This is a genomic window from Bradyrhizobium manausense, from assembly GCF_001440035.1.
GTDB lineage: Bacteria > Pseudomonadota > Alphaproteobacteria > Rhizobiales > Xanthobacteraceae > Bradyrhizobium > Bradyrhizobium manausense.
In genome coordinates this window covers 239,412-250,253 of record NZ_LJYG01000110.1, presented here as the reverse complement: position 1 = coordinate 250,253, position 10,842 = coordinate 239,412, and the positions used below count along the sequence as shown (strand labels likewise).

Below are 10,842 nucleotides of genomic sequence, written 5' to 3'. Positions count from 1 at the left end.
CACCCTACGAGACTGTGAATCTTTTGTACCGCGTGTCGGGCGAATGTGATTCTCTAGGCAGACTGATCTGCTGGAGAGGATGATGGCTGACGAGGGACTTTTTGGCGAATTGCCGGATCAGTCGGCGCCACGAACCGAAGCGGTGCCGCGGGGTGCACCTCGGCTGCGCGAGCCCGTGCGCAATCAGGTCGAATTGCGGGCGGTCGATATCGACAGCCTGATCGGGCAGGATCATCTGGCCCGGGTGATCTGGGCTTATGTCGAGGGGCTCGACCTGAGCGAGCTGGAAGATCGGGTTAAGGCACGGGAAAACAGGCCGGGCCATCCGGCGCCATCACCCCGGCTGCTGCTGGCGCTTTGGCTGTACGCCACGAGCGATGGCGTTGGCAGCGCGCGGGCGTTGGATCGGCTCTGCGACAGTCACGACGTCTACCGCTGGCTCTGCGGCGGCGTGTCTTTGAACTATCACACACTGTCGGATTTCCGGGTCGGCTGCGCGGACCTGCTGGACCGTTTGCTGGTCGAACATCTGGTGGCTCTGAATGAGGCAGGGCTGATTGATCTGGAGAAGCTGACCCAGGACGGGGTGCGGATACGGGCGAATGCGGGGGCCGGCTCGTTCCGGCGGGAGGCAACGCTCGGCCGGCAGATGGCCCAAGCGAAGGCTGTGGTGGAAGAGCTCAAGCGCGAGGTCGATGCGGATCCGGAAGCCAGCAGCCGGCGTATCAGGGCGGCCAGAGAGCGCGCGGCACGCGAACGCAGTGAGCGGGTGCAGGCTGCGCAGAGGGCTTTGGACGAGATCAAGCGGAAGCGCAAGCAACTCGACGAAAAAGGCGGCAATGGCAAAAAGCCGAAGGAGCCCCGGGCCTCCACCACCGACCCGCAGGCAAGGGTGATGAAGATGGCAGATGCCGGCTTCCGCCCCGCCTACAATGTGCAGGTGGCCAGCGCGGCCGGCGAACTGATCGTGGTCACGGTCGACATCGACAACAACGGATCAGATCGCGGCTTGATGCGGCCGATGCTGGAGCGAACGCGCACTCGGCTGAAGCGCTTGCCGCGTCGCTACCTCGCCGATGGCGGGTTCTGCAGCGGCGAGGACATCGAATGGGCGCACGGTGAAGGCGTCGAGGTCTACTGTCCTCCGCCCAACTCCAGGAGCGGTGTCGATCCCTTTTTACCTCGGAGCAGCGACGGTCCTGGCGTCGCGGCCTGGCGGGCCCGCATGGCCAGCGAAGCCGGCAAGGCACAGTACAAAGCCCGCACGATCTGCGAATGCATCCATGCCCGGTGGCGGAACTGGGACCTCAGGCAATTGACCGTGCGCGGCATCGAGAAGGTCCGTGCCGTCGTGCTCTGGTACGCCCTCACCAACAACATCCTGCAAGGACACCAACTGGCAAAAGCATAGACAGCACAGCCATCCCCCGGCGGTTCGACATCGACGGCCCCCGACATCAGCGCGGGCGCTACCCACTCTTTAATATCGAATGCGGAAATGACTCACAGGCTCTACGCGCCATCGCCTAGAACAACGAGCCCTGCCCGTCATCCACCGCCGCACCTGCAACTTTCCGCACAACCTTCTTCGGCTTCGCCGCCTCTACCTCTGCCGCCATCTCCTCCGCGCTGATCGGCAACAGCAGCTGCTCGTCGTCATTGGCAACGCGGTTGACGCGGGTGGAGACCGGGTGCCAGGCGAATTCGCCGACGCGGGGCGCCGTCATCAGCGGCAGGATCGCATCGATCTCGTCACCGCGGCAATCGAGCCAGCGCTCGAAATCGCGCGGGCTGATGGTGACGGGCACGCGATCATGCAGCGGGGCCAAATCTTCGCCGGCGGCGGCAGTCACGATCGCGACCGTGTCGAGCTCCTCGCCGTTCGGCCCGATCCAGGTTTCGAACAATGCGGCGAAACCCAGCGGGGCACCGTCGGCGTGATGGATGAAAAACGGCTGCTTGCGGCCGCCCTCCGCTTTCCATTCGTAATAGCCGTCAGCCGGAATCAGGCCGCGCCGCCGGCGAATCGCCTTTTTGAACGCGGGCTTTTCCAGCACCGTCTCCGAGCGGGCGTTGATCAGGAGCGTAAAGCCCTTGGGATCCTTGACCCAGCCCGGCAGCAGGCCCCAACGCATCAGGCGGAAATGGCGTGCGCCATTCTCGACCAGGACGACCGGAACAGGTTGCGTCGGGGCGACATTGTACCGGGGCGGGAAATTCGGCTGCTCGATATAGCCAAACAGTTGCCGTAAGGCCGCGGGGGCCGAGGTTATGACAAAGCGTCCACACATCCTTGCGCCAATATAGGGTCCGTTGAGGTCCTTTTAACCCCGGACGTTAACACTGCGGCCGATGAGCTCAATGGCCTCCCAACCCGCGATGCGCGCACAGACGGGCCCCGAGGCCGTGGCCTGGGCCGAGCGGCTGCGCCTGGCCAATATCAACCCGCGGACCGGGCTTGCCACCGACTATCTCAACCATTTCAATGAAGCCGTGATGCTCCTGGAGATGATCCCGGATATGCCTGAATGCGCCGAGGATTTTCTGACCTGGTCGCCGCTGTCCTATGCCGAGCATTTCACGGCGTCGAATTTCAAGGCGCGGGATCTCGCCATCGAAGCCTATGAGAAGGCCGAACCGTCCGTGCGCGCCCAGTTCGACCACATCACCGACACCATGACCTCGATTCTCACAGCGGTCGGCTCGGCCATGCGCGAGGTCGAGAAGGACTCAACCCGCGTTCGTCTCGCCGAGCAGGCGACGGCCTGGGTCAAGCCGCTGATCGCGGCCTGCGGCGGCATCATCAACGGCGGCGCGGAAGCCGACGTCGATACCATCATGGCGAACTAGGCCAAGTCTTGAAAATATGGCCACGCTCGTCCAGCCCACCCATCCACAGATTGCCGTCAGCGCCGCGATTTTCCGCGACGCCAAGGTGCTGCTGACCCGACGCGCCCGGTCCCCCGCCAAGGGCTTCTATTCGCTGCCAGGCGGCCGGGTCGAATTCGGCGAATCGCTGCATCAGGCCGTGAAACGTGAGGTCGACGAGGAAACCGGGCTCGCCATCGAGATCGTCAGCCTTGCCGGCTGGCGCGAGGTGCTGCCGGCCGCACCCGGTGCCGGCCATTACCTCATCCTGTCCTTTGCCGCCCGCTGGCTGGCGCGGGAACCCACCCTGAACGACGAACTCGACGATTTCAGGTGGATCGCCCCTGATACGCTTGGCAGCCTCAGCGACCTCAAGCTGACCGGGGGGCTGGAGGAGATCGTCCAGTCCGCCGCGCGCCTGATCAGCGCCTGACCGGCCCGCCTTGCGTCATCAGCTCGGAGGGGGCATACAGCCCGCGATGTTCCCGCGATTTCTGGCCATTTCTGCCCTGATCCTCGCCTGCGCGTCCGTGCCCGCCCGGGCCCAGGACGTGGCAGCGCCGTTCGACGGCGATTTGCAGCGGCTGGCCGAGATCCTGGGCGGCCTGCATTATCTTCGCGGCATCTGCGGCGCCAACGAGGGCAACAAATGGCGGAGCGAGATGCAGGCGCTGATCGATGCCGAAACCCCTGCCGGCGAGCGGCGCACCCGCATGATCGCCGCCTTCAACCGCGGCTATAACGGCTTTCAGCAAACCTACCGAAGCTGCACGCCGGCGGCGACGGTGGCGATTCGTCGTTACATCGACGAAGGCTCGAAGATCTCGCGGGATCTGACGGCGCGCTACGCGAACTAGCTTTCTCCGTCATTCCGGGGCGCGCATAGCGCGAACCCGGAATCCATCAAGCCGCAGAGTTGGTGGCTCGATGGATTCCGGGTTCGCGACTTCGTCGCGCCCCGGAATGACAGTGACTGGAACCCTGTCGTCGACTTTGTTCACAGCCGTTAACCGTTCTTAAAGATGTGGCCTAGCGGTCGTTAATGTGCGTGCTACACCTCTCGCACAGCGCATCGCCGTGGATCGCGCCCCAGCCCTGATCGAGTTTCATGAGCCAGCCGATTTCCTACGCCCCCGCCCGCGCGCCGCTGCCCGACCATGAGCAGAAACAGGCCGCCCTGAGCTATCTGAACGAGGCCTGGGCCGAAGCACGCCATGACGGCGTCGATGGCGATTGCCTGGCGCAAGCGAGCCTGTTCGCGGCGCTGGCCGAGCTCGTCGGTACCTATGGCGAGGACGCGGTGGCAAAATTCGTCGAGGGCTTTCCCGCCCGCATCCGCAACGGCGAGTTCTCCGTCAGCCTGGCACGGCAGTAAAGCCCGCGCTTTAATCCGTCTCGATCGGCAGCGACGGGTCCCTCGCCCATTCGCCCATCGACGCATCGTAGAGCGTCAGCTTGTCGTAGCCGAGCTGCGTCAGCATCAAGAGGTCGATCGTCGCCGAGATACCGCCGCCGCAATAGAGGATCACGTTCTTGTCGCGCGTGACGCCGGCCGCGGCGAATTTGGCTTCGGCGTCGGCGAGCGTCGTCAGCGTCTTGTCGGCATTGACGAGGGTTGCAGCCGACACGTTGACGCTGCCGGGCACGCGGCCGGGCCGGCCGTAGCGGCTCGGCTCGAGTCCTCTATGAAATTGCGGTCCGAGCGCATTGACGGTGACAGTCGCGGGATCGCCGATGCGCTCCTTCACGAAATCTTTGTCGACGAACAAGCCTGCCCGCGGCGAGGCCTTGAAGGTTGTCGCCGGATAACCCTTCGGCGCACCCGTCTCGACCGGCCGCCCCTCGTCCTTCCATTTGTCGAAGCCGCCGTCGAGCACGCGCGCAACGACGCCAAGAGAACGCAGCATCCACCAGAACCGCGTCGACCACATCATGGTGCCGATGCTGTAGAGCACGATGGTTTTGGATGCGTCTGCACCGTGACGGCCGAAGGCGGCCTCGAGCTGGGCCACATCTGGCATCGTGAAGAATTGCTGCGCGGAAGCATCCGAGAACTCGCCTTGCAGGTCGAGATAGTCGGCACCCGGGATGTGGCCGGCGGCAAACGTCTTGTCGCCGGGGACGGCGCGATAGGGCACGTCACTGCCTGGTGGCACCGGCTCGTTGTAGGTCGTGCAGTCGTAGAGGCGGAGATCGGGATCGGCGAGGATCGCGGCAACTTGCTCGGTGGTGATGAGGGCGGTGGGCTGGGACATCGGACTACACTCCCGTTCGCGAGGAAGTGTAGGCCTCTCCCCTCGTCATTGCGAGCGCAGCGAAGCAATCCAGAGTCTTTCCGCGGCGGAATTCTGGATTGCTTCGCTGCGCTTGCAATGACGGGTGGGGAAGGTCTGCGGGTCCCCACCAGACATCGGTTACTGCTTCAGCGTCTCCAGAAACCGCACCGCCTCGCCCTGCGACGGCGTCACCAGCTCGCCCTGCCACATCACGCGCCTGCCGCGCACAAAGGTGCCGACGGGCCAACCCGTCACGCGGACGCCGTCATAGGGGGTCCAGCCGGCCTTGGACGCCACCCATTTGCTGGTGATGGTTTCGCTGCGCTTGAGGTCCACCACCGTGAAGTCGGCGTCGTAGCCGGCGGCGATGCGGCCCTTGCAAGCCATGTTGTAAAGGCGCGCCGGGCCGGCGCTGGTGAGATCGACGAAGCGCGCGAGAGAAAGCCGGCCTGCATTGACATGATCGAGCATCAAGGGCACCAGCGTCTGCACGCCGGTCATGCCGGAGGGCGAGGCCGGATAGGTCTTCTGCTTTTCTTCCAGTGTATGCGGGGCGTGGTCGGAGCCGAGCACGTCGATGATGCCCTGCTCGATGCCGCGCCAGATGCCGGCGCGATGATCGGCTGATCGCACCGGCGGGTTCATCTGCGCCAGCGTGCCGAGCCGCTCGTAGCATTCGGGTGCGACCAGCGTCAGATGATGCGGCGTCGCCTCGCAGGAGGCGACGTCCTTGTGGTCGCGCAGAAACTCGATCTCTTCCTTGGTCGAGATGTGCAGCACGTGGATGCGCTTTCCCGTCTCATGCGCGAGCTTGACCAGGCGCTGCGTCGCCATCAGCGCCGCGGTCTCGTCGCGCCAGACCGGATGCGAGCGCGCATCGCCCTCGATGCGGAGCGACTTGCGCTCGTTGAGGCGGTACTCGTCCTCGGCATGGAACGCCGCACGGCGACGAATCACCTGGAAGATGCGGCGCAGGCTCTCGTCATCCTCCACCAGCAGCGCGCCGGTCGAGGAGCCGATGAACACCTTCACGCCGGCGCAGCCCGGGGCACGCTCGAGCACCGGCAGGTCCTGCACGTTCTCGCGGGTGCCGCCGATGAAGAAAGCAAAATCGCAATGCATGCGATGATGGGCACGCTTCACCTTGTCGGAGAAGGTGGCCTCGGTGACCGTGAGCGGCGAGGTGTTCGGCATCTCGAACACGGCGGTGACGCCACCCATCACGGCGCTGCGCGAGCCAGATTCGAGATCTTCCTTGTGCTCCAGCCCGGGTTCACGGAAATGCACCTGCGTGTCCATCACGCCGGGCAGGATGTGCAGGCCCTTGCAGTCGATCACCTCCGCCGCCGAGCCCTGCGACAGCGGACCCAGCTCGGCGACGCGGCCGTTGATGATACCGATATCGCGAACGCCTTCGCCGTCCTGGTTGACGACGGTGCCGCCCTTGAGGATCACATCGAAACGCGGGGTCATGGGGCCTCTCTCATCCCCAAGCGCAGGGCCCGAGGTCTTGTCGTTTATGCCTTGCGGGCTTACGTTCCGGAGCACCATGTCGCAAGAGATTTTCACATGAAATCAGCGTTTCTTCCCGACCGGGGCGTGATCAAGGTCGCCGGCGAGGACGCACGCAACTTCCTCAACGGCCTCATCACCACCGACGTCGACAAGCTCGAGCCGGGCCTGGGGCGATTCGGCGCGCTGCTGACGCCGCAAGGCAAGATCATCGTGGATTTCCTGATCACGGAAGCCCCTGGCGGCCATGGCGGCGGGTTCCTGATCGACTGCCCGAAGCCGCTGACCGATGGCCTTTCCACCAAGCTGAAATTCTACAAGCTGCGCGCCAAGGTCACCGTGGAGATCCTCGAGCTCGGCGTGCTCGCGGCCTGGGACGGCCAGCCCGCGACGCAGCCGGATCTCGCCTTCGCCGATCCCCGCAATGCCGAGCTCGGCACGCGCATCCTGATCCCCGAAGATCTCAAGCAGAAGCTCTCCGACCTAATCGGTGCGGAGCTGGTCGATGCCAGCGAATACGAGGCGCACCGGATCGCACTCGGCGTGCCGCGCGGCGGGCTCGATTTCATGTACGGCGATGCGTTCCCGCACGAGACCAACATGGATCGCCTTGCCGGCGTCGATTTCGACAAGGGCTGCTATGTCGGCCAGGAGGTCGTCTCGCGCATGCAGCATCGCGGCACTGCGCGGACCCGCAGCGTGAAGGTGCTGCTCGAGGATTCCGCGCCGGAAGTCGGCGTCAGTGTCATGGCCGGCGACAAATCCGTCGGCACCATGGGCTCATCGGCGAAGGGCAAGGGGATTGCGCTGGTGCGGATCGACCGCGTTGCCGATGCGCTCGATGCCGGCCAGCCGCTCACCGCTGGCGGGCTCGCCCTGAGGTTGGCAGAACCCGACGTCGTTCGCATTCCCGCAAAGCAGCCCATTGCATGAGCCGCGCTCCCCGCCTGCATCCCGACGGAAAGACCCGCTGCCCCTGGCCGGGCGAAGACCCGCTCTATGTCGCCTATCACGACACCGAATGGGGCGTGCCTGAATATGACGACCGCGCGCTCTATGAAAAGCTGATCCTCGACGGCTTTCAGGCCGGCCTGTCCTGGATCACGATCCTGCGCAAGCGCGACAATTTCCGCAAAGCCTTCGACGATTTCCAGCCGGAGAAGATCGCGCGCTACACCGACAGGAAGGTGCATGCGCTGATGAACGATGTCGGCATCGTGCGGAACAAGGCCAAGATCGAAGGCACGATCCTGAGCGCGAAGGCGTACCTCGACATCATGGAGAAGGGCCCGGGCTTTTCGAAACTTCTTTGGGGCTTCATGGACGGCCGGCCCAAGGTCAATAATTTCAAGACCACGGCAAGCGTCCCGGCGTCGACACCGCTGTCGATGCAAATTTCCAAGGAGCTGTCCTCGCGCGGCTTCAAATTCGTCGGCCCCACTATTGTCTATGCCTTCATGCAGGCGACCGGGATGGTCAACGACCATCTCGTCGACTGCCATTGCCACGCGACCTGCAGCAAGCTGCAGCGCAAGCCGCGCCTCAAGGCCAAATGACGGCCCGGAAGATCGCGCGCGCATCCGAATCCCGGGCCTGGCAGCGCATGCTATCGGGTCGGCGGCTCGACCTGCTCGATCCCTCCCCGCTCGATGTCGAGATCGCCGACATCGCCCACGGGCTGGCGCGCGTGGCGCGCTGGAACGGACAGACCATCGGCGCGCACATCTTCTCGGTCGCCCAGCACACGCTGCTGGTGGAGACCGTGCTGCGGCACGAGATGCCGCGCGCTGACCAGCGCATCCGGCTCGCCGCGCTGCTGCACGACGCCCCTGAATATGTCATCGGCGACATGATCTCGCCGTTCAAGGCGGTGCTCGACGGCCATTACAAGGCGGTGGAGAAGCGCCTGCTCGGCGCCATCCACATCCGCTTCGGCCTGCCGCCGGTGCTACCCGAGGAGATCACGCTGGCGATCAAGGCCGCCGATCGCGGCGCGGCTTACCTCGAGGCGACCGAACTTGCCGGCTTCAGCGAAGGCGAGGCGAAGCGGCTGTTCGGCAAGGATCCCGGCCTTTCCGACAATATCAGGCGCGACTATCTGACGCCCTGGACAGCGGCGCGGGCCGAGAAGCAGTTTCTGGAACGGTTTGGGGCGGTGTTCGCGTAGCATCATCCTTTCGTAGGGTGGGCAAAGCCACCGGGTCGCGCGAATGCGCGCCCGATGACAGGCTCCGCGTGCCCACCAAACCGAATGAGATGCGCAAATGCGAGGTGGTGGACATGGCGCGATGCGCCTTTGCCCACCCTACGAGCGCTCGCTATAATCAATTAAAAGGTCCGCCATGATCCACGTCTGCTCGCTCGCCGCCCTTCCCGAAACCGTTCGCCGCACCGGGGCCAGCCATGTGCTGACCGTGATGGCCAATGTCGAGCAGGTGGCGCGGCCGGTGTCGGTGCTTCCGGCCAATCATCTCAAGGTGTCGATGGACGACATCACCGAGGAGATGGACGGCTTTGTCGCACCGTCGGAGGCGCATATCGAACAGGTGCTGAATTTCGTGCGCGGCTGGGATCGGGCTGCGCCGCTGGTAGTGCATTGCTATGCCGGCATCAGCCGCTCCACGGCGAGCGCGTTCGCCGCCGTCTGCGCGCTCAATCCTGATCGCGACGAGATCGAGATTGCGAAGAAGATCCGTGCGGCCTCCCCGATCGCCTCGCCGAACCGCCGCATCGTCGACCTCGCCGACCGCGCGCTCGGCCGCAACGGCCGCATGCTGCGCGCGCTCGACGAGATGGGCCCGGGCGAGATGCTGGTCGAAGGCCGCCCCTTCGTGATCGAGCTCGAATGACACCTGCAATCCCCATCGCATGAGCGACAAGCTGACGCCGATCGAGATCGGCCTGACCGCCGCGATCGTCGCGATCGAGGACCACGAGCCACTGGTGTTGACCGCGCGCGGCGCCGACGGGCTCGCCGGGCTGCCGTTCGGTCCGTTCGATGCGCCGAGCCATCGCACCTTCGAGATCGGCCTGCGTGCGTGGGTCGAGGAACAGGTGGGATTGCGGCTCGGCTATGTCGAGCAGCTCTACACGTTTGGCGATCGCGGCCGTCATGCCGAGGCCGGCCACACCGGCGCGCATATGGTGTCGATCGGCTATCTCGCGCTGACGCGCACCGCCGAGGGAGCTGCGAATGCCGCGAGCTTCGAGCCCTGGTATCGCTTCTTCCCTTGGGAAGACCGGCGCGAGGCACCGCCGGCGATCATCGCCCGTGACATCATCCCGGCGCTGACGGCATGGGCCGAGGAGGAGACGCCCGAGACGACGCGCGCATTGCCGCGCAAGGATCGCGTGCGGTTCTATTTCGGCCTCGACGGCGCGGCCTGGGACGAGGAGCGCGTGCTCGACCGCTACGAGCTGCTCTACGAGGCCGGCCTCGTCGAGGAGGCGCGACGCGACGGCCGGCCTGCGGCGCTGGCGCGCAAGTCCCTGCCCGCGCTCGGCACGTCCATGCGCTTCGACCACCGCCGGATCCTTGCCACAGCGATCGCCAGGCTGCGGGCAAAGCTGAAGTATCGCCCCGTGGTGTTTGAACTTTTGCCCGCCGAGTTCACACTCACGGAGTTGCAGTATACGGTGGAGGCGATCTCCGGCCGGCACCTGCACAAGCAGAACTTCCGTCGCCTGGTCGAAACCGAGGCGCTGGTCGAACCGACCGGCGTGATGTCGACACAGACGGGCGGGAGACCGGCGGCGCTCTATCGCTTCCGCCGCGACGTGCTCCAGGAACGGCCGGCGCCAGGCTTGCGCGTACGCTCCCGGCGCTAGATCAGGATTGCTGTCGGCCCCTGCCCGCCGATTGCCAGGAGACCCCATGTTCGACGCCCCGTTCGACGTCTTTGCCGTGATGATTGCGATCGCCGCGTTCCTGATCGCGCTGAAAGCGTCGAACCAGGCAACCGAATTGCGCCGCCGCCTGGGCGCGCTGGAGGCCGAACTGCAGGCGCGCCGGGTTCAGCCTCCGCCACTTGTGCTGGTGCAGGCGCCCGCAAACGCGCCTGCGACGAGTGCAGCAGAGCCGCCGCCGCTTGCGCCGGAGGCCGAGACCACGCCGCCGCTCGCCACCGAAGAGGCTGCGCCGCCGCCGCTCGAAGCAAGTCCTGAAGCCAGCCCCGCAGGCGGCGCG

13 protein-coding genes and 1 pseudogene are annotated in these 10,842 nt (G+C 65.3%); 11 read left to right on the top strand and 3 right to left on the bottom strand.

The features are described 5' to 3' along the window. The first annotated feature begins 79 nt into the window (after positions 1-79). The gene (locus tag AOQ71_RS35535; protein ID WP_057742559.1) at positions 80-1,411 is read left to right on the top strand and encodes an IS1182 family transposase; all 1,332 of its coding nucleotides are present in this window, start codon (positions 80-82) and stop codon (positions 1,409-1,411) included. Positions 1,412-1,526: 115 nt separating this feature from the next. Here the strand turns inward: AOQ71_RS35535 and AOQ71_RS35530 are convergent, their stop codons facing one another. Further along, on the bottom strand, positions 1,527-2,291 hold the full coding sequence (locus AOQ71_RS35530; protein WP_083514736.1) for an SOS response-associated peptidase: 765 nt from the start codon (positions 2,289-2,291) through the stop codon (positions 1,527-1,529). Positions 2,292-2,352: 61 nt separating this feature from the next. Between AOQ71_RS35530 and AOQ71_RS35525 the strand changes: the two genes are divergently transcribed. The 4 genes from AOQ71_RS35525 (at position 2,353) to AOQ71_RS35510 (ending at position 4,243) form a co-directional block, all read left to right on the top strand. Continuing rightward, positions 2,353-2,850 (top strand): hypothetical protein, encoded by a 498-nt coding sequence (locus AOQ71_RS35525; protein WP_057757225.1) that lies wholly within the window; start codon positions 2,353-2,355, stop codon positions 2,848-2,850. Positions 2,851-2,866: 16 nt separating this feature from the next. Then, positions 2,867-3,301: an NUDIX hydrolase gene (locus AOQ71_RS35520; RefSeq protein ID WP_057757223.1), complete on the top strand. Its 435-nt coding sequence runs from the start codon at positions 2,867-2,869 to the stop codon at positions 3,299-3,301. A gap of 46 nt (positions 3,302-3,347) precedes the next feature. Further along, positions 3,348-3,725, top strand: a complete 378-nt coding sequence (locus tag AOQ71_RS35515; RefSeq protein WP_057757221.1) for a TIGR02301 family protein — start codon at positions 3,348-3,350, stop codon at positions 3,723-3,725. A 251-nt stretch (positions 3,726-3,976) separates the two neighbouring features. Continuing rightward, entirely contained in the window at positions 3,977-4,243 is a 267-nt protein-coding gene (locus AOQ71_RS35510; RefSeq protein ID WP_057757219.1) for a hypothetical protein, read from the top strand. A gap of 10 nt (positions 4,244-4,253) precedes the next feature. Here AOQ71_RS35510 and AOQ71_RS35505 read toward each other — a convergent pair whose 3' ends face one another. Next, entirely contained in the window at positions 4,254-5,123 is an 870-nt protein-coding gene (locus AOQ71_RS35505) for a sulfurtransferase (RefSeq protein ID WP_057757217.1), read from the bottom strand. 159 nt (positions 5,124-5,282) lie between these two features. Then, positions 5,283-6,617: a dihydroorotase gene (locus AOQ71_RS35500; RefSeq protein ID WP_057757214.1), complete on the bottom strand. Its 1,335-nt coding sequence runs from the start codon at positions 6,615-6,617 to the stop codon at positions 5,283-5,285. Between the two features lie 96 nt (positions 6,618-6,713). Here AOQ71_RS35500 and ygfZ point away from each other — a divergent pair, with 96 nt between their 5' ends. From ygfZ to AOQ71_RS49130, 6 genes and pseudogenes are all read left to right on the top strand, one after another. Beyond that, the gene (gene ygfZ / locus AOQ71_RS35495; RefSeq protein WP_057757212.1) at positions 6,714-7,589 is read left to right on the top strand and encodes a CAF17-like 4Fe-4S cluster assembly/insertion protein YgfZ; all 876 of its coding nucleotides are present in this window, start codon (positions 6,714-6,716) and stop codon (positions 7,587-7,589) included. Next, on the top strand, positions 7,586-8,212 hold the full coding sequence (locus AOQ71_RS35490; protein WP_057757210.1) for a DNA-3-methyladenine glycosylase I: 627 nt from the start codon (positions 7,586-7,588) through the stop codon (positions 8,210-8,212). The genes ygfZ and AOQ71_RS35490 overlap by 4 nt, the downstream gene beginning before the upstream one ends. Next, positions 8,209-8,823 (top strand): YfbR-like 5'-deoxynucleotidase, encoded by a 615-nt coding sequence (locus AOQ71_RS35485; RefSeq protein ID WP_057757208.1) that lies wholly within the window; start codon positions 8,209-8,211, stop codon positions 8,821-8,823. The genes AOQ71_RS35490 and AOQ71_RS35485 overlap by 4 nt, the downstream gene beginning before the upstream one ends. Positions 8,824-8,998: 175 nt before the next feature. Next, positions 8,999-9,505, top strand: a complete 507-nt coding sequence (locus tag AOQ71_RS35480) for a tyrosine phosphatase family protein (RefSeq protein ID WP_057757206.1) — start codon at positions 8,999-9,001, stop codon at positions 9,503-9,505. A 19-nt stretch (positions 9,506-9,524) separates the two neighbouring features. Then, on the top strand, positions 9,525-10,484 hold the full coding sequence (locus tag AOQ71_RS35475) for an NUDIX hydrolase (protein WP_057757204.1): 960 nt from the start codon (positions 9,525-9,527) through the stop codon (positions 10,482-10,484). A 46-nt stretch (positions 10,485-10,530) separates the two neighbouring features. Beyond that, positions 10,531-10,842 (top strand): annotated as a pseudogene (locus AOQ71_RS49130) (DUF2339 domain-containing protein); the annotation flags it as partial.